At 63.2% G+C, this 19051-nt stretch carries 16 protein-coding genes; 15 read left to right on the forward strand and 1 reads right to left on the reverse strand.

What is annotated here, in order from left to right:
* Nucleotides 1–43: 43 nt before the first annotated feature.
* Nucleotides 44–1195 (reverse strand): replication initiation protein, encoded by a 1152-nt coding sequence (locus A7Q26_RS07395; RefSeq protein WP_037492281.1) that lies wholly within the window; start codon nucleotides 1193–1195, stop codon nucleotides 44–46.
* A 784-nt stretch (nucleotides 1196–1979) separates the two neighbouring features.
* On the opposite strand from A7Q26_RS07395, the gene A7Q26_RS07400 reads away from it, so the two are divergent.
* From A7Q26_RS07400 to A7Q26_RS07470, 15 genes are all read left to right on the forward strand, one after another.
* Nucleotides 1980–2300 carry a single-stranded DNA-binding protein gene (locus A7Q26_RS07400; RefSeq protein WP_004212853.1) on the forward strand — a complete coding sequence of 107 codons (321 nt, stop codon included), beginning with the start codon at nucleotides 1980–1982 and terminating at the stop codon, nucleotides 2298–2300.
* A 62-nt stretch (nucleotides 2301–2362) separates the two neighbouring features.
* Nucleotides 2363–3262, forward strand: coding sequence for a DUF7146 domain-containing protein (locus A7Q26_RS07405; protein WP_037509285.1), 900 nt, complete (start codon nucleotides 2363–2365; stop codon nucleotides 3260–3262).
* A 67-nt stretch (nucleotides 3263–3329) separates the two neighbouring features.
* Nucleotides 3330–7550 carry a strawberry notch-like NTP hydrolase domain-containing protein gene (locus A7Q26_RS07410; RefSeq protein ID WP_037509287.1) on the forward strand — a complete coding sequence of 1407 codons (4221 nt, stop codon included), beginning with the start codon at nucleotides 3330–3332 and terminating at the stop codon, nucleotides 7548–7550.
* 225 nt (nucleotides 7551–7775) lie between these two features.
* A complete protein-coding gene (locus A7Q26_RS07415) occupies nucleotides 7776–9830 on the forward strand; it encodes a ParB/RepB/Spo0J family partition protein (RefSeq protein WP_037509289.1) in 2055 nt (684 codons plus the stop codon).
* A gap of 111 nt (nucleotides 9831–9941) precedes the next feature.
* A complete protein-coding gene (locus A7Q26_RS07420; protein ID WP_037509358.1) occupies nucleotides 9942–10865 on the forward strand; it encodes an ArdC family protein in 924 nt (307 codons plus the stop codon).
* Between the two features lie 2 nt (nucleotides 10866–10867).
* Nucleotides 10868–11830 (forward strand): phosphoadenosine phosphosulfate reductase domain-containing protein, encoded by a 963-nt coding sequence (locus A7Q26_RS07425; RefSeq protein WP_037509292.1) that lies wholly within the window; start codon nucleotides 10868–10870, stop codon nucleotides 11828–11830.
* 72 nt (nucleotides 11831–11902) lie between these two features.
* Nucleotides 11903–12532 carry a hypothetical protein gene (locus tag A7Q26_RS07430; RefSeq protein WP_037509294.1) on the forward strand — a complete coding sequence of 210 codons (630 nt, stop codon included), beginning with the start codon at nucleotides 11903–11905 and terminating at the stop codon, nucleotides 12530–12532.
* 55 nt (nucleotides 12533–12587) lie between these two features.
* Nucleotides 12588–12998 (forward strand): hypothetical protein, encoded by a 411-nt coding sequence (locus A7Q26_RS07435; RefSeq protein ID WP_037509295.1) that lies wholly within the window; start codon nucleotides 12588–12590, stop codon nucleotides 12996–12998.
* Nucleotides 12991–13635 carry a hypothetical protein gene (locus tag A7Q26_RS07440; RefSeq protein ID WP_037509296.1) on the forward strand — a complete coding sequence of 215 codons (645 nt, stop codon included), beginning with the start codon at nucleotides 12991–12993 and terminating at the stop codon, nucleotides 13633–13635. Before A7Q26_RS07435 ends, A7Q26_RS07440 begins: the two co-directional genes overlap by 8 nt.
* Nucleotides 13632–14636: a hypothetical protein gene (locus tag A7Q26_RS07445; protein ID WP_066858771.1), complete on the forward strand. Its 1005-nt coding sequence runs from the start codon at nucleotides 13632–13634 to the stop codon at nucleotides 14634–14636. The genes A7Q26_RS07440 and A7Q26_RS07445 overlap by 4 nt, the downstream gene beginning before the upstream one ends.
* Nucleotides 14623–14835 (forward strand): hypothetical protein, encoded by a 213-nt coding sequence (locus A7Q26_RS07450; protein WP_037509313.1) that lies wholly within the window; start codon nucleotides 14623–14625, stop codon nucleotides 14833–14835. The genes A7Q26_RS07445 and A7Q26_RS07450 overlap by 14 nt, the downstream gene beginning before the upstream one ends.
* Before the next feature lie 663 nt (nucleotides 14836–15498).
* Nucleotides 15499–16458, forward strand: coding sequence for a DUF2493 domain-containing protein (locus A7Q26_RS07455; protein WP_037509315.1), 960 nt, complete (start codon nucleotides 15499–15501; stop codon nucleotides 16456–16458).
* 205 nt (nucleotides 16459–16663) lie between these two features.
* The gene (locus A7Q26_RS07460; protein ID WP_232313716.1) at nucleotides 16664–17089 is read left to right on the forward strand and encodes a DUF6878 family protein; all 426 of its coding nucleotides are present in this window, start codon (nucleotides 16664–16666) and stop codon (nucleotides 17087–17089) included.
* 10 nt (nucleotides 17090–17099) lie between these two features.
* Nucleotides 17100–17489, forward strand: a complete 390-nt coding sequence (locus tag A7Q26_RS07465) for a DUF6915 family protein (protein WP_037509318.1) — start codon at nucleotides 17100–17102, stop codon at nucleotides 17487–17489.
* A 603-nt stretch (nucleotides 17490–18092) separates the two neighbouring features.
* Nucleotides 18093–18497 (forward strand): single-stranded DNA-binding protein, encoded by a 405-nt coding sequence (locus tag A7Q26_RS07470; RefSeq protein WP_037509321.1) that lies wholly within the window; start codon nucleotides 18093–18095, stop codon nucleotides 18495–18497.
* The last annotated feature ends 554 nt before the right edge of the window (nucleotides 18498–19051 follow it).

Raw genomic sequence — 19051 nt, forward strand, 5'->3', positions numbered from 1 at the left:
ACGACCCTTTGTGGCACAAATTGCAGGGCTGCAATTTGTGCTGTTACGGCCGGCCTCGCCGATTGAAAAAGGCTTCGCACCAGCCCTTCCAGGACTTTTCGAGTTTCGTACCGGACAGGGTGTTCAAGCGAGCGCCCATATGGTCGCGATAGGCCTCGGCGATCATGTCGACGTCCCAGCCACCGCCATAGCGAACTCCAATCTCACGAGCCGCCTCCTCGGTAGCCCCGAAATGCAGCCGGCCCCGGGGGAACCTTGCCCACAATTCTACCCCGCCCGACGACGCCGCGTCCGAGCTTACCAGCGCAGCAGTTACCTTCTTCAGGACATTCGCCACGTCCACGCCGTCGACGGTCGGGCTGTGGGGAAGGGGACTATCGCTTGCCACGACCTTCTCGACGGTATCGTCGCGCCTAGCTTTCCGTCCCTTCGAATGACGCTCGAGTTCGTCGACCGTTGCAATCTGCGCCGGCGCATCTTTCGAGACGAACCGGAACTCGATCTCGATCACGGCACGGCCTCGCCGGATCTCTTGCCATTCGACTGTGAAGTGGGCGAGCTGGTCGATCTCTGCCTTGGCGACCGTCAGAACCTTGCGGCGTAGCTGAGCGAAGTCGGCATACTTGTCGGGATCGATCCCCAGCGCCGCGCGCAAACCCACCATATCGACTTTCCACACAGGTTGCCGTCTGTGGAGGCGAAGAGCGCCCTCTTCGTACAGCTTCAGGGCATAGGCTGACCTGAACCCTAGCACGGCCTGGCGGTTCATCACCGCATAGGTTTCGGACTCCTGGATAAGCCGGCGAGCGTCAGGCGTGAACTGCCACTCGATCCAGCCCGTTTCCTTGTCGTTGTCCTCGACCTCTTCCCAAGACGCCTGAATAAGGTTGAAACGCTTCGTGGCGCGCTTGCCGCGCCAAGATTTGTCATCCTCTGCGAAGAGCGTTCTGTGCAACTCTTCAAGCATATCGACAATTCGTTCGTTGCCCTTGTGGCCGCGACGGATGTCCGACTTTCGCATACGGTGCGTCGTGTCTTGCCAGGCATCGCCGCCCGCAGTCAGGATCATGAGGGCGAGGAGGCGGGAGGCGGTCAGACTGAGCGATTGCCCTTTGACGAAGCGGACCTCGACAAGGCGACCGGGTTTGGCGAACTGGTCGCCACCCTTGCGAGCGAGCGCTGCAGCCACGCGCATCGAGCGGGCGGCCGAAGTCTCTTCGCCGCCTTCCTCGTCTACGCTTTCCGCTGGCACTCCCATGCGATTCACCTCACACTGTTTCGGAAACTGCCTGTCCTGACCTCGTTCGTCAAGTCAGGTCAGGTTAGACTCTTCTTAGAGCCCCCAAAAGGTCAGGATAGATTCGCCGTGAGAATCGGACATTCCGCCTGTGATTCCGCCGAGTCGCAATTGTCAGCGGTATCGCGCGAAACAGGGACCAAAAAGCGGCTCGAAACACATGGTTCGGTCACGATACCACGCCTCCCCCAAGAAGACAGGATGATCCCCAAGAGGTCAGGTTAGAGCCCCCGCCAGGACAGGTTACATCCCCCGCGAAGTCAGGCAAAAGCCCCCAAGAGGTCAGGTTAGACCCTGATTCAGTCTGTGGTTTCAAACACATAGCGGCCCTGAATCATAGAATCATTAGAATCTTAGAATCACCCCGACGCTGCGCGCCGGGCGTTTTTATAGATGGAGTCTTTCAGAAGAAGTGATTCGGTGGTGCCCGGTGACCAGCGGTGGCAGCTATCGCTCATCAAGATCCGCATCATCAGTCGGGCGTAGCTCGTCCCCAAGATCAACCGCCAACCATCGAGTGAAGACGGCCTGTTGCTTCCCCTGCCTATCCCTCCAACTGGGGGGATAGGAGCCCAGGTCGTGCTCCCGTACCGTGCAGCCCACGGCAGCTCAGCAGTCATATGGCGTGCGAAATCCGATCGTTTGCTCGTTCATGTTTGCTCAGCGCCAAGCTGGAGGCACCATGATCAACTTCGCAAAGTTCGAGATTATAGGGCGGATCGGGGAGATCGACGCCAAACCCAAGGTCACCAATGTCTCGGTCTGCGCGAATTATCGCCGCCGTGGTGAAGGCGATGAGTGGATCGAGGACAGCTACTGGAACCGCGTCGTGATCTTCAGCGAGGGCCAGAGAAAGTATATCGAAGAACGTGTCCATGTCGGCGATCTCGTCCGGGTAGCGGGCCGGCTACGCGACAGTTCCTACGAGCGTGATGGAACGACCCATTACACGACCGACCGGATCGTCGAGGAATTCGGTGTCCTCGCACCAAAATCAGCATAGCGCCGCGAAGAGGGGAGGGGGCAGGCCGGGTTTGCGCTTCCGGTTCGAGAAGGAGTTTCCCTATGCCTGCCTCTTTAGACGCAGCGACTCGCGCAAAGCAGATCGTCGAACGCCTGGGCGGCCGATGGACAGGCTCACACGGCGAGTGCCGATGCCCTGCGCATGATGATCGATCGCCAAGCCTGTCCGTTCGCTTGGGAACGAAGGCCATCCTGTTCAAATGCTTTGCCGGCTGCACCTCGATCGACATCCTGAAGGCGCTCGATCGGCAGGGCCTCCATGACCGCGCCCCCATTCACGTTGAACCGCGCCTGCCTGCTCGTGATCTGAGCGGTCTCGCCAAGACCTTATGGCATCGCAGCGTTGCTATCGATGGCACGCTTGCTGAAACCTATCTCAGCGCCCGAGGCGTGTTCAGCCCGACACCGGAGTTGCGGTTCAATCCCTCGACTATCATCGGGAAGGGCAAGGATAGACGAAGTCTGCCGGCGATGATTGCCGCCGTGAAAAACGAACTCGGACTGGTCGCGGTCCATCGCACGTTCCTGGATCCTTCCGACATCCTGCATCGCCCGTTTCGCAAGCCGAAGCTTGCGCTCGGGCTGCTGGGATCGGGCAGTGTGCAATTCGGCGTACCGCAAGACACGCTTGGATTGGCCGAAGGGATCGAAGATGCCCTTTCAGCGCGCGACTGGTTTGACCTGCCAGTCTGGGCGGTGCTCGGCGCCGAGCGCTACGCCCATGTCGGCATACCCTCGAGCGTCAGGCGGGTCATAGTATTCGGGCAGCGCAATGAGGCGGCACGGACATGCTTTGAGCGCGCCTACGAACATCTCTCTGCCAACGACCGCCAGGTCGAACACTGGCTTCCAAAAGATCATGACGACTGGAATGACGCCCTGCGCGACAGGCTTGCCCGCAATTCGGTTCCCAGGTCCGGTCTGCTGACCCAGCCATTGTAGAGAGGAGAGGGGGCCTTCGGCGAGGCGGCCCGGTGCTGATCATCGGGCGACATCAAGGAGCCCCATTATGCCCGCTACCGCCTCCGCCGTTGCTGAACTCGACTTCTCCGACCCCGCCATCATTGCCGCGCGCGAAATCGCCGCAAAGATCGGGAGCAATATTCCCATCGATCGACCCACGCTGATCGGCGCCATGACCCGCGCCTATGGCTCGGCACCCGCGAGCGGGGACTGGTCGATCCGTGATGCCTATGATGTGCTCGAACTGGGGCAGGTGCTCTTCCTGTCCGGCAGCACATTGCCGGACGCGGCGCCGGCTCAGCTTGCGCTTGTCGCCGCCATGGTCGCGCGCCTGCCGGTTCATAGCGTACGCAGCGAGAAGCAGATTGATCTCCAGCAATTCTCGACACCGGCATCGATCGCCCTGATCGCGACGCGGCTCGCCGGCATCGGCGAGCGCGACGTCGTACTCGAACCCTCGGCAGGGACTGGCCTGCTCGCCATCTTCGCCCGTCGTGCCCAGGCTCGTCTGATCCTCAATGAGATTGATCCCTGGCGCCGGGCCATGCTCGCGGCTGCTTACCCCGATGCCCGCATCTTCGGCCATGACGGTGAGCTCATCGACGACCTCCTTCCCGTCGATCTGGTGCCGGATGTCATCCTGATCAATCCGCCCTTCTCGCGCAGTGAGGGCCGCGGCCGTGATCGGGTTGCCGGCCTTCGCCACCTGCGCTCTGCCCTCACGCGCCTGCGTCCGGGTGGTCGCTGTGTCGCAATCCTTCCCACCCGCGTTGATCCGCAATCGAGTGAATGGAAGATCGCGACGGCCGGTTCTACGCTCTTCCGCCAGATCGAATTACCAGCGTCTGCCTATGCGCGGCACGGTACGACACAAGCTGTCCAGCTTCTCCTCCTGCACAAGGGCGTTGAAGGCGTCCCTGCCAGCGCGATCGCCTGCGCAACCTTAGACGAAGCCCTCGATGCCTGTTCCCTTCACCCAATGCTCACTGCGGCGACGTCGTCCATACGCCCAGGCCGGGTGGTATCGCGCCCGTCAGCTCTGCTAGCCGGCGCCCGCCGTGGTGCCATCAAGCCCTTGGCACCGAAGCGCATCGACGTGGCTGCCCCGGCGGAACCCATCGCATTCGAGGTGCTCGACGCCCCGGCGCCGGTCGGTGAACCCTCCGGGCTCTACCTTCCCTATCGACCGAGCCGGATCGCCCTGGCAGCAGCGCGGCCTCACCCGACGGCGCTCGTGGAATCGATCGCCATGGGTTCGATCGCAGCGCCCAAGACACGCTATGCGCCGATCCTGCCGCCGAGATTGCTCACCGAAAATATACTCTCGGATGCGCAGCTCGAGACCGTCATCTACGCAGGCGATGCGTTCGAGCGCGATCTTCCGGGCCGATTCCTGACCAAGGATGAAGGTCTCACTTTGACGCCCGACGAGGCGGGCAGCGGGGTTCGCACCGGCTTCTTCCTGGGTGATGGCACCGGCGCTGGCAAAGGCCGCCAGGTTGCAGCGATCTTGCTCGACCAGTGGCTGCGCGGCCGCCGCAAGCATGTCTGGATCTCCAAGAGCGAAACGCTGCTCGAAGATGCCCGTCGTGATTGGGTTGCGGTCGGCGGGCTTGCGCTCGATCTCCAGCATCTCAACCAGTGGAAGCTCGGAACGGCGATCGGGGCCAGTGAGGGCGTGCTCTTCCTCACCTATGCTACCTTGCGGTCGAGCCGGGGCGACAAGGGCACGCGCCTCAAACAGATCACCGATTGGCTGGGTGACGGCTATGAAGGCATGATCGTCTTCGACGAAGCCCATGAAATGGCCGGCGTGGCTGGCGGGGAAGGGCGGTTCGGCACCTCCAAGGGATCCGAGCAGGGCATCGCCGGCGTCCGACTGCAAAATCTCCTACCCCGCGCCCGCGTTCTCTACGTGTCCGCGACGGGGGCTTCGGACGTCAACAATCTGGCTTATGCCACCCGGCTCGGCCTTTGGGGTCCGGGAACGGCCTTTTCCGACCGCCGCGATTTCGTCGAAAGCCTGCGCCGGGGCGGCATCGCGGCAATGGAACTGATCGCCCGCGATCTGAAGGCACAGGGTCTTTATGCGGCACGCGCGCTCAGTTTTGCTGGCGTCGAGTATGACATTCTCGAACACCAGCTAACCCCGGACCAGATCGCAATCTACGATGCCTATGCGGATGCCTGGGGTATCATTCACCGCAACCTGCAGGCCGCGCTCGACGCGACCCGTATCACCGACAGTTTCAGCAAATCGACCTATAATGGCGGAGCGAAGGCTGCGGCGATCTCCATCTTCGAATCGACCAAACAGCGGTTCTTTGCCCAGCTTCTGATTTCACTGAAGCTGCCATCGCTGATCCCCGCCATTCATGCCGATCTCGCGCGCGGTGATTGCGTGGTGATCCAGCTCGTCTCGACGGCCGAGGCGATGCTCGACCGGACGCTTGCCGCCCTGGATGCCGAGGCGAGGGCCAATCTGGATATCGAATTGTCGCCGCGCGAGTTCCTCATGGATTATCTGAGCGCGGCGTTCCCGACGCGACAGATGCGAACCTACACCGACGATTCCGGCAATGTCCGGTCCGAGCCGATGACCGACGAAGACGGGCGACCTGTTCACAGCCAGGAGGCGCTGCAGATGCGCGAACAGCTGCTGGAAGAACTGTGCGCTCTCCCAGTCGTAGGCTCCGCGCTGGACCATATCATCGGCCATTTCGGCGTCGATCAGGTTGCCGAGGTCACCGGACGATTGCGCCGGATCGTGGCTGACGCGCGCGGTGGACAGCGTCTCGAAAGCCGGTCCCCACGCAGCAATCTTGCCGAGACCGATGCTTTCATGCGCGGTGCCAAGCGCATCCTGATCTTCTCGGATGCCGGCGGCACTGGCCGCAGCTACCACGCCAGTCTCGCGGCCGAGAACCAGAGCCGCCGCATTCACTATCTGCTCGAGCCGGGCTGGCGAGCCGACGCCGCGATCCAGGGGCTCGGGCGTACCCATCGCACCCATCAGGCATCTGCACCGCTATTTCGTCCGGTATCGACGGACTGCCGGGGCGAACGCCGTTTCATTTCGACGATCGCGCGCCGTCTCGACAGCCTGGGCGCACTTACCCGCGGCCAGCGCCAGACCGGCGGACAGGGTCTGTTCAATCCCCACGACAACCTGGAATCGGATTTTGCCAAGGATTCGCTCGTTACCTGGTTCCGGCTGCTCTTCGCCGGTAAGCTCGCCTCGACCAGCCTCACAGATTTTCAGGCGCTGACGGGCCTCAATCTCGAGGGTGAGGGCGGTGGCATGGTAGAGGATCTGCCGCCCATACAGCGCTGGCTAAACCGTATTCTTGCGTTGAGGATCAGCCTTCAGAACGCGATCTTCGACGAATATCTCGGCTTGATCGAGGCCCGGATCGAGGCGGCGCGGGAAGCTGGTACGCTCGATGTCGGCGTCGAGACGATCGATGCCGAGCGGATCACCATTCTCGACCGGACCTGTATCCGTGAAGACCCTGTGAGCGGCGCTGTCACGGAAATCCTGCGGCTCGAGACCGAGCAGCGCTATCGTCCGGTCAGCCGCGACCGTGTCGAATGGCTCCTCCAGGGTGGCGAGAGCCGGTGCGTGGTGAACCGCCGATCTGGCAAGGCCGCCATCTGCAGCGCCACCCATTCGCTCACCGACGAGGACGGCCAGCTGGTCAAGCGCTGGGAGCTGGTCCGCCCGGCACGGACCGAGCGTCACCGTCAGGACCTGTTTCTCGAAACGCTGTGGGAAGATGCGGATGCCGAGGAATTTGCGAAGCTCTGGGATCAGGAGGTCGAGGAACTGCGACACCGCACCCGAACCGAGACGATCTACCTCGTCACTGGCCTCCTCCTTCCCGTCTGGGGCAAGCTTCCCGACGATCATGTCCAGGTCTGGCGCCTGAAGACTGAAGATGGGCAGTCGCTGCTTGGCCGTCTCATCCCGGCGCCAATGGTGTCCAAGGTCAGCAGCGCATTCGGCGTGGCGGGCGGGATCGAGATCGCACCGACCGATATTGTTCGGCACGTACTCGATAGCGGCGGCGTGGAGCCGGTTGGTGCATATCATCTCAAGCGCAGTCTCGTGGCGGGCGAGCAGCGCCTCGAGCTGATCGACTGGCCTCCAAGCCGGCTGGCCGAACTCAAGGCGCTGGGCTGCTTCTCCGAGATCATCGCCTATCGCACCCGACTGTTCCTGCCGCCCGCCCGTGCTGCCGATATCCTGGCTCGCATCGCTGCCTGATCCTCTCGGCGGCGATCACGCGTGCCGCGCCGCGACAACCGGCGAGGGAAGACCGTGATCGTCGCCGCATTGGTCCTGTCGCGCAGTGTCTGGCGCGCGTCCGCACGTCTTCGACGGTCCTCATCACCCTTTCTGTGAGAGGGGAGGGGGCTTCGCCTTGGTGGGCCTGATGAGCAGGTCCCGAGCGCGGCACGCTGGCGCTCGTCTCTCCTTCGGAGAAATTCGATGATCCAATCCGTCAAAGTGAAGAACCTGTCCCTGTCCAAGGACAATGTTCGCAAGAGCAATCGCGACCTCGATATCGAGTCCTTCGCTGCCACCATCGCGGCGCACGGGCTGCTGCAGAATCTCGTGGTCACCCCCCTGAAGAAGAACGGCCATTTTACGGTCAAGGCCGGTGGGCGTCGTCTGCGCGCGCTCCAGCATCTTATCGCGACGGGCGTCCTGCCCGCTGATCATGAAGTGCCCGCATTGGTTCTGGCTGACGATGCCGACAGCACCGAGGCGAGCCTTGCGGAGAATTTCGGCCGCTTGCCGATGAACCCGGCGGACGAGGCAACCGCATTCAATCACTTCATCGACAAGGGCGCGTCGGCCGAGGACGTGGCCAAGCGGTTCGGCGTGACCACTCGCTTTGTTGAGCAGCGCGTTCGCCTCGCGGAACTGGCACCCTGCATCTTCCAGGCCCTTGCTGCCGGTGAAATCAGTCTGGGCGTCGCACAGGCCTATGCGGTCACCGGCGATACCGACCGCCAGGCGCGAGTCTTCGAACAGATGAAGTCGGCCTATTACGGCAATCAGCCCGACAATATCCGGCGTGCGATCCTGAACGGCACCGTCAAGGCGAACGACGCCAAGGCGCGCTTTGTCGGCCGGGACGCCTATCTCGCCGCCGGCGGCCGCATCGAGGGCGATCTGTTTGCGACCGAGGGCGACGAGAACTGGATCGATGTCGAGCTCCTGGAGGATATGGCGGCACAGAAGCTCGAAGCTGCTGCCGCCGAACTGGCCGAATCTCAGGGTCTCGCATTCGTCACGCCGGTGGCGGCGACGCATGTGCCCTACGATACCGAACGGCAGCTCCACGAATATCATGCCACCGCCCGTCCGCTGTCGGAGGCCGAACAGGAACGGGTCGATGCCCTTGCGGTGGAAAATGACACGCTGGTCGATCAGCTCGAAACGGAGCTGGTCGACGGCACCGACGCGGCTGACGCCGCGAACGCCCGGCTCGAAGAAATCGAGCGTGAACTCGACGAACTCGACGCCGCCCGCAAGGTCGTCGACCCAGAGGTCCGCGCCCAGCTCGGCACGTTCGTCTATATCGGCGGCGACGGCACTGTCCGCGTCCATACCCGGATGTTCAGCGAGAAGCCGGTGGTCGATCCGAACGCACCTGTCGTCATCAGCCCGATTGGCGGGGCCGACGATGTGGGCGAGCAGGGGGTGAAGCTCAGCGCGACGCTGGTCGACGAGCTCGCTACCCAGCGGCGTCAGATCCTCGTCGCCCACCTTGCAAGCGACCCGGCTCTCGCGCTCGACCTGACCATCTTCCTGATGGCACAGGATGTCGTCTTCGCGAACAATTACGTCCGCAGTCACTCGACGCTGAAAGCATCACCATCGCAATTCCCGATCTTCGCGTTTCGCGACGAGGGCTCGCTTGCGTCGCAGACGATCGCCGATCAACGGCAAGCGCTCGATACCAGCTGGGCAGGGCACGATACGATGTCGGCGCGCTTCGATGCCTTCCGCGCGCTTGACGACGAAGCCCGGGGTAACTGGGTCGCCTTCGTCATCGCCCAGACGCTCGAGCCGACGCTGAATGCCGGTGATGGCGGTCGGCTGAACGGGTTCCACGATCACCTCGGCCGGATTCTTGATATCCAGGTCGAACAGTGGTGGCGTCCCACCGCCGCAAACTTCTTCGGCCGGGTGAAGAAGGATGTGATGCTGGACGCGCTGGAGGACATCGGCGGCCCGATCCTTCGCGGTCGCTACAAGGATGCCAAGAAGGGCGACCTTGCCAGCACCTGCGCGTCGCTCTGCAATGGCCAGGGTATCGTCGAGGCTGAAATCCGCGAGAAGGCGACCGCCTGGTTGCCCGACGCCATGCGGTTCGATGCGATCGAAAAGCCGGAACGTTATCCCACCCGCTCGGCCTTCCTTGAGGCCGAGGATGACGAGGATGTCGAGGCGGTCGATGACGCGCTGGACGGCGAGGACGTCGAGCCGGTGGGCGAGATCACCGACGACGATGACCTGAGCGAAGCGGCCTGACGCTCAGCCGACAGTTCGAGGCGACTTGGGGCGGTGCTCTTCTGAGTGCCGCCCTTTTTTTCATGATCCGTCAGCCGTCGGGTCCGCCTCTTTTCAAATCGGAGATTGATCGTGGCCAAGACCACCGACAAGCCATGGCCCGCTGAATTCATCACCAGCACCATCATCGACAGGCTCGAAGCCGGCGTTCGTCCGTGGGTGAAGCCCTGGCGCCCCGGGCTCGGTGGTCGTCCGCTGCGCGTGACGGGCGAGCCCTATCGCGGCATCAACTGCTTCTGGCTCTGGCTGGTCGCGGAGAGCGCTGGATATGCCGCGCGCACCTGGATGACCTACAAACAGGCTCAGGCGCTCGGTGGCCAGGTCCGCCAAGGTGAAAAATCCCAGTTCGCGATCTTCTACAAGACCTTCACCAAGGAGGTCGCCTCGCCAGTGACGGGAGCCGTGACCGACGAGGTCCGGGCGATGCTGCGCAGCTATGCGGTCTTCAATGTCGACCAGATCGAGGGGCTGCCCGCAGACTATTATCCGAGCCGTGTCGCACTCGTCGCGCCGGGTGACGTATTGCCCGACCGGGCAGATCGGTTCGTGCGCGCCCTTCCTGCATCCGTGCAGGTTCGTGGCGACCGCGCCTTTTACGACCGCGTCGCCGACAGCATCACCATGCCGCCGATCGAGTTGTTCACCACGAAGGCCTATTGGGCATCGACGCTCGCCCATGAGGCTGGGCACTGGACGGGCCATCCCGACCGCCTCAATCGCGAATTCGGCAAGAAATTCGGCGATGACGCTTATGCGTTCGAGGAACTGTGCGCCGAGATGACTGCTGCGCTGCTCGGGGCTGATCTCGGCCTTCCGACCGCGCATCTCGATGACCATGCCAGCTACATCGCCTCATGGCTGCGCGTGCTCAAGCGCGACAGTCGGGCGGTCATGACCGCTGCCGCCAAGGCGGAAGCGGCGGCGGGCTATCTGCTGCGCGCTACCGGTCTTGCCGATGCCCATGATCGAAACGAGACCGTTCGTGAAGCGGCGTGATCATGGACGGCCTCCCCGACCTCGCCGCCTACCGCCGCTTCGTCGTGGCCTTCAGCGGCGGCAAGGACAGCCTCGCCAGCCTTCTCGTCCTGTTGGCGCACGGCGTTCCTCCAGCACGGATCGAATTGCATCACCATGATGTGGACGGTCAGGGGCCGAGCTTCATGGATTGGCCCTGCACACCGGCTTATGTCGACGCGCTCGCCCGCCATCTTGGGATCGTCCTATACCGGTCCTGCCGGGTCGGCGGTTTCGCGCGGGAACTAGACCGGGAAAATGCGTCGACCGCGCCGATCATGTTCGACACCCCCGATGGTTCGCGCGTTGCGGGCGGGGCCGGGCCATCGGGCACTCGGGGCCTGTTCCCCCAGGTCTCGGCCGATCTTCGGGTGCGCTGGTGCAGCCCGGCGCTCAAGATCGATGTGCTTGCGGCGGCCATCCGCAATCAAGGCCGCTTTTTCGAGGGCAAGACCCTCGTTCTCACCGGGGAGCGCGCGGAGGAAAGCCCCGGCCGTGCTCGCTATGCGGTTCTCGAACCCCATCGGACCATGAGCGGCCGGCGCCATGTCGATCATTGGCGGCCGGTGCTGCTTTGGACCGAGCAACAGGTGTGGGACATCATCGCGTCGGCGCGGATCAGGCCGCATCCGGCATATCGTCTAGGTTGGGGCCGCCTCTCATGTCGATGCTGCATTTTCGGGACGGCGGATCAATGGGCGACCCTGCGCCTGATCTTTCCAGACGCGTTTGAGGGCATCGCCCGCCGCGAAGCGGCGAGCGGCAGGACGATCCATCGCTCGTTTAGCGTGACCGAGTTGGCCGACCGCGGGTGCCCCTATCCCGCAGCTCTGACCCATGAGGATGATCGGTCGCAGGCGGATGATTCCGTCTGGCGGCTGCGGATCACGCTCGACCCTTGGTCGTTGCCGGCAGGCGCGTTCGGCGAACGTGCTGGCCCGACCTGATCTTGGCTGGAGCGAGAGGAGAGGGGGCCTTCGGCGGGGTGCGCATCATTGCGCCAAGCTGGAGGCTGACCGATGTTCTACGATACGCTCTATCGCCATAATCAGGCGCTCATTCCCGACCCGGATGCAACCATAGGCGCTGCGCTTCATGGGTTGCTCAGTGCGATCGACGACTGTCGGCGCGCCGGTAAGTCCATCGAACAGGACGCAGCGATCCTGCTTCTTATCCGGGCGCTGGCCGGCAGCGCTGCGCGCGCCGCACCGGATGTCGCCGCTCTTGCCGCACGATGCGCGGCCGATCGCGCAGCGATCCTCGCGCATCCGGCTCTGCTCGCCATTGCCGGCCATCGGGTCGGCGGGGACCGTATCGCCAAGCGGACCTTTCATGCGCAGGCGCGTCAGGCGCTTGCGCGCGTCACCGAGGCGCTCGGTCTCGCTCCAGAGGAGTGCAAGATCGTCGTCACGGCTGGTGGCGATCATGAGGATGGCATGACCGAGCTGCGCCATGCCGACTTCACCGTCCGCGTCGTCCCGCGCGGCTTTTTGCCCGATAGCGAGGTAACCTGGTTCCGCTGCGCGCGCGGCGTGATTGCGGGGCATCCCTGTCACGGCAAGGCGGCGCTTCTGCTCGATCCCGGCGCCTTCGCTCGCCGCCTTTCGGCGCTGCGCCCCGCTCGCACGCCCTTGCCGGTCGCGGCCTAACCACCGGTTTCATCCATGCGCCAGTTCGTCCGGCGCGCAAATCAAGGAGGCTATTGTGGCTGACTATTACACGCATTGTTCCTGCACGCTCGATGTCGGGAACCGCGCCAATGTCGAGCAGGCGCTCGCCTTGTACGCTGATACGCTCCCAAACGAGGATGGCCTCACCTTTCCCGATGGCTTCAGGCTCGAACCGCCCGCCGATGAAGGCACCGAGCTTTGGATCCACGACGATGGCGGAGGCGATGTCGAGCTGGTCATCAGCTTCGTGCTGCTTTGCGCCGAGAGGCTCTTCCTGGAGGGGCGGTGGGGCTTCGAATATGGCCTGACCGCTTCGCGTCCGTTGCTCGATGGCTTCGGCGGGGGCGCGCATGTGGTCGACCTGTCCGACCGCAGTTCCCTCAGCTGGACGTCGACGTCGGAGTGGCTGGCCGGCGTCCTGGCAGGAGGCGACGGCAATGCCTGAGCTTGTCACCACCAACGTCTATCGGCTCCAGGAGCTGTCGGCGACCGCTAAGGATGCGGCGCGCCGCTGGTATCGGCAGGACGCACCCTGCGATGACTGGCATGAATTTGTGTTCGACGACTTCGCGCGCATTTGCGAACTCATCGGCGTCGAACTGAGCAGCCATGCCGTCCGCCTGTACGGGGGAGGGACCCGGCAAGCACCGCGCATCTGGTTCTCAGGCTTCTCGAGCCAGGGCGACGGAGCGTGTTTCGAAGGGCGCTACCGCTATGCCCGGTCTTCGGTGAAGGCGATCCGCGCCCATGCGCCGCGCGATGGCGAACTCCACCGGATTGCGGATACGTTGGCGGCGATCCAGCGGTTGAACTTCTACCAGCTCGGGGCCGGCATCACCCATCGCGGCCGCTATTATCACGAATATAGCATGACGATCGACGTCGAGCGGTCCGGTCCTGTCGAAAGCGCGATGACCGACGGTGCCGAAGAGGTGGTGGTGGAGGCGCTGCGCGACCTCGCACGGTGGCTCTATCGCCAGCTCGAAGCCGAATATGCGTATCAGACGGCCGACGAGCAGGTCGATGCGGCGATCATCGCCAATGACTACAGCTTCACCGATGACGGTGTGCGCTTCCCATGACGCGGCCCCCTGTCATCGCTGCATGGGGCGCCGGCGTCGATTCAACCGCGATGATCATCGAACTGGCGGAACGGGGAGAGCCCATCGACATGGTGCTGTTCGCTGATCCAGGTTCCGAGAAGAACCAGACCTATGCCTTCATCCCACTCTTCCGCACCTGGATGGAAGAACGCGGCATCGCCTCCGAAATCGTTCGGTATCAACCGCGCAATTTCAAGCACTGGCCGCCTTATGCGACCATCGCCGAAAATATGCTCTCGAATGCGACGCTCCCTTCGGTCGTGTTCGGTGGGGGGTCCTGCTCGCAGAAATGGAAGGTGGCCCCCCAGGAAGCGTGGACGGCGGGCTGGGAGCCGGCGCGCCGTTGCTGGGACGAAGGAGGGCGGGTCACCAAGCTGATCGGCTACGATGCTTCAGCGCGCGATACGCAGCGTTACCGCCATGCGCTCGTCTGCGAGGATCCGCGCTACCACTACCGTTATCCGTTGCGCGAATGGGGATGGGATCGCGCGCGGTGCGCGGCGCGGATTGCAGCCGCGGGTCTGCCCGTTCCCCCCAAGTCGAGCTGCTTCTTCTGCGGCGCGATGAAGCCGGACGAAGTCATGGACCTGTCGATCGATGAGCTGCGCGTCATCGTGTTGATGGAGGCACGCGCGCGGCCACGTTTGCGCAATGTGCAGGGTTTGTGGCGCAAGCCGGTGCTCGGCTGTCGCGGTGCGATCCCCCGTCCCGGCAGCATCACCGAGTTTATCCGCGAGCGGGGGCTGCTGCCACCGTCCGAGATCGACCAGATCATGGACATCGCGCCAGACGCGCTTTTGGATTTTCAGGCGGCGCAAGCCGCCCTTCCTGTCGAGAAGCGGACGCCGATGGGCGACTGGCTCTACGATTTCCAGCACGCAGCTGCAGCGCTGCGCACCACAACACGCCTGCCTGATGATCCCGAGCGCGCATCAGCCAGGTCGCGTTTCAGCCAAGGAGGACCGGATGCCACGCTATAACCACCTTGTCACGATCGCCTTCAGTATCGTTTCGGACCACGAGCGCGGCGAGGATTTCACGCCAGCGATGCTCAAGGAGGCATTGTTCGCGCGGATCCGTGACCTCGACACTAGCACCGACGGGGTCGAGTGGCTCGAAGCGGTCGGCGCGCCATGCGACACCTATGAGGAAGAGCCGCCTGTGGTCTCCGATCGCTGACACCAACGACGGTTGCGCGAACGATGGCCCGCGTCGGACCATCTCGATCAGGTCAGCGATCGTGACGACAGTGGGCGCAAGCACGGGCACGAACTTGCAGCGTTCTCGACCATGATGACGCCATCTCACCCCGCGTTGGTCTCGCCCTTAAATCGTCCAGTATCGGTGCGAGGAGGTCGACGCGCCTTGCGCCATAGCGCGCCTGACCACTCCCGTTGGACGAGCGGCGCAGTGAGCCGATCTTGAACCATTTGCTCTGACCTCGAAGATCCGCTTGTGCGGACGCTGCCTGTCATGGTGCGGGCACCAGATGACGATGCCGGTGCCATGCCGGATTGGGGGTTATGACACCGCCGAGTGCAAACGGGTGACAGCGCGATCCGAAGCCCCAGATCTCGCGATCAGCGCCTGCGAGGGGGATTTTGGGCTCACCGTCTGAACCGACAGCCTCGCCGCCAGAGGATGCGGCACATGGGCGGTCGCGAGGGCCTGGCAACCCTTTCGCTGCGGGCCGTGTTGCCGCGTGCCGCGGCTGCCCGCTCCACCCCGCCACGAAAGGGTTTCCCTCGGCTGCGCCTCGGTGCCTGACCCTCTCGATCGACCGCCCAGGAGGTGCGCATCCGGCGGAGAGGCCGCCGGTTCAGAACCGAAAGGCAAGCCAACATGTCCACCTCGCTAGCAGCCGCCTTGGCGGCACTGGAACTGGGCCATCTCGAACCTGCCGCCGAAGAACTGTCGGGCATGGCGCCACCGCCGATCGAGGCCCTCGAGCAAACCGTCACCGCCATCTGGAGCGACCTCTTCACGACGATGACGAACACGTCGATCGAACGCGACATCGAAGATCTCGGCTGGAGCCTGGTCAATCTCTTCCACCGCGCCGCCGCCAAGAAGCATGGGCTGGTCGACCGGCTGACCGACGACATTCGGCTCCTCCTCGCCGAACAGGACGGCTCGGAGATCAGCACCAACGACCTGGAGGAGAAGATCGACCTCGCCAAGAAGGTCGAGGAATCCGCAGGCGCCTTCGAGGTCATGCGCGATGTCGCTGCCGCTCACTATATGCGCGAGACGGGGCGGTCCTGGGTTCCCTCTTCCGGCAACCGCATTTCGCTGGGCGTCACGGCCGCGATCGTCGACGGCAACGCCTTCCTGCGGGCACGTCGCGAACGTCGCCTCGAGGCCAATACTGCCCGCGGCACGCCGGTTGTGTTCGCAGGTGGCCGCCTGACCTTTGCCAATGATGCTGACCTCAAGACTTTCGCTGACAATCTGCTGGCGACGCTCAACAAGGTCCGCGCCCATGTCGGCGACATGTACCTCGTCCATGGTGGCGACATGAAGGGCATCGAGCGGCTTGCAGCCTCCTGGGCCGAACAGAAGGGCATCCAGCAAGTGCGGTTCGGTCTCGATCGCAAGCTGGGGGATCGCGCTGGCTTCCGCCGCAACGAGCAGATGCTCTCGCTCAAACCCCGGTTCGTCATCGCATTCCAAGGCAATGGTGTGACCGAACGGCTCGTGATCGAGGCGAAAGCCCGCAACATCCGTGTCGTTGACCGGCGCGGGCCGCTCGGCGCCCCTCCGGCATCCCTCAAAGCCGAGGGCCGTCAGCGATCAAGCTGACGGCCAGGGGAGCACCCTGACGTGGGTGCCTTCCCCCTTTTTTTAGCCTCATCGGGAAAGAACGCCCGCCAGCCAGAGGGGAGGTTGCGACGGCGTGAGCGGGCCGCGCGGGATCGCCGGCTCGGCTTGAAACCATCCCTACTGGAGACATGAAATGGATCATGCAGCACCGCTGACGCCGGTCAATATCGACTGGGGCGCCGTCATGGCACGCCACGCCGCTTACGAGGCGAAGACCGCCTCGCTCATGCCATTGAACAAGGCTGCGCTGTTCGATGCGTTCCAAACTGTCGGTATCACCTTGGTCACGGTGGCTTTCGACGGCGGTGGCGATTCCGGTCAGATCGAAAGCGTTGATGCCGTCGCCGGCGACGAACCGGCGGATCTGCCCCAGGTGCAGATTACCCTGCTCAAGGCGCAGCCGGATGGCTCCGGAACTGAGACGGCGATCATGTCAGTCGCCGACGCTATCGAAGACCTTGCGTATCAACTCCTCACCCAAAGCCATCCGGGCTGGGAGAATAATGACGGCGCCTATGGCGAATTCCGCTTCGACGTGTCCGCCCGGACAATCACGCTCGATCACAACGACCGCTACACCGCGGTCGAATCCTTCGAGCATGAATGGTGAGGAGGGTGTGATGGGACATTGCTATCACCACGCGCTGTCGTCGGTTCGTAAATGGGGCGGCGTGGCCGAGGATTATCTGCCGCTGCATCAGTGGTTCGATGAATCGAAATCCATCACCGCCGATTATCGGCATCGTGCGCTGCGGCACCATGCCGAAGGCATTTTCATGCTCGAGCGCTTTTTCGGCGCCACCATCACCATTTCGACTGGACGCCAGGTGCCGGTTCGGTTGATCGGCGAGCAGCACGTCATGGAAGACCTCGGTTTCATTCCGAGCTTTGTCGACTGGGTTCGGTGCATCCAGCCCAAGCCCTGGATGGGCCGCGCGCAACCGATCCATACCGTTGTCGACCCATTCGCCGTGGCCGATGGCAATGCCACCGAGCGCGCGACAGCGTAATGGCTTCGCATGCGGCGGGGCAGACGCGCCGCATCCGGGCTGGTGAGTGCGGCCCGGAAGGTCACCTCCTCTGCGATGAGGTGACCTCGGCCGCTCTGTCCTGATGTGCCGCAGGCGGGGCTTTGGCAGTTGACCGTTGTCCTTCGCGCTTGTCGATCCGCAAGGCCAACACCAACGCCAGGCAGCAGTGAAGGCCATCATGCCATCTCTGGGAATTCCGCAGCGCTCTATCTGCCGTGTTGCTGACGCTTGGGGCCGAAGTGTGGGGCAGATGGAGAGAGCTGTACCACCCCCGGTGGAGATTGTGGGGATCGTGGGCTGACGGGGCGGGGATAGACGACGTCCGGCATGGTTTCCGTCAGATCGTGCCGGCAGTGAGGAATAACCCCTTCTTATTCACCTGCCCCCTAAGTCGGCCGTCCAGCGTCTCCAACCCGCGAACCTTCGGGCCGAGTTGCCGTGTGCCACGGCTGCCCGCACCACCCCTCGTTTCGGGGTTTCCCTGCGCGCTGTCGCGCTCCGGTGGAGGCGCTGTCCTGGCCGCCTTTTTCGGGGATCAGTCGAAGGGATCATCCCTCGGCCGACAGAAAAGGAAACCTCGACATGCAGAACATCGTCATCCTCGCCGGCAACGTCGGCGCCACCCCCGAAGCCCGCACCACGCAGGGCGGCATCAGGATCACCCATTTCAGCCTCGCGACTTCGCGGCCCAAGCGCGACAGCGACGGCAAGGTCATCAAGGATCGCGACGGCTACCGCGTCGAAGACACCGAATGGCACCGGATCACCTGCTTCAACGGCGTCGGCAAGACCGTTGAGGAATATGTCGACAAGGGCATGAAGGTGATGGTCCGCGGCCGCATCCATTACACCAGCTGGACCGATCAGGACGACATCAAGCGCTACGGCACCGAGATCATCGCCGACGAGGTGACCTTCCTAACCCGCGCCAAGCCGGCGGATCGCTCGGGCAACGACATGCCGGATGACGAAGAGATTCCCTTCTGAAGCCGGATCGGCCCGGTGGCATCTGCCACCGGGCCTTTTTCATGTGAGGATCGGCACATCGATAGCTTCGGCCTGGCGCTCTATCCAACTTCGGCAGGCTTCGAGCTCAGGTGAATAGGAATTCTCGCCATTAGGCCGATGCTTAATCGCGCCAGACAGCGGGCATTCAGCCTATGACGTGGTCTGGGACAGTGCTGCCGTTCCAAATTGATAGATCGGATGGCAGCTCCTGTCTGGAGCCGACATACATCGTTTGCCTGACTGGCATCACAGATCGGCAGAAAGTGGGCCGATTGTTGACCGTCCTCTTTTGGGGAGAAATCGGCTAAAGCTGCCGTCAAGCAGCTGACTCTTAATCAGCGGGTCCTAGGTTCGAGCCCTAGTGCGTCCACCACATTTCCCTTTTTCGTAAATCAGATACTGAGCTTGCGAGATCGGGCTATTGAGAGCATTTTTTTTGCTAAGCAGCTCTCTAGGTAGCAGAGCGCTAATTCGGCGCTGCAGTGCAGTGAACGGTTCATGGCCTGCGCTCTGTCGAACTGAGCTTGAGCGAG

Source organism: Sphingobium sp. TCM1, from assembly GCF_001650725.1.
In the GTDB taxonomy this organism is placed as follows: domain Bacteria; phylum Pseudomonadota; class Alphaproteobacteria; order Sphingomonadales; family Sphingomonadaceae; genus Sphingobium.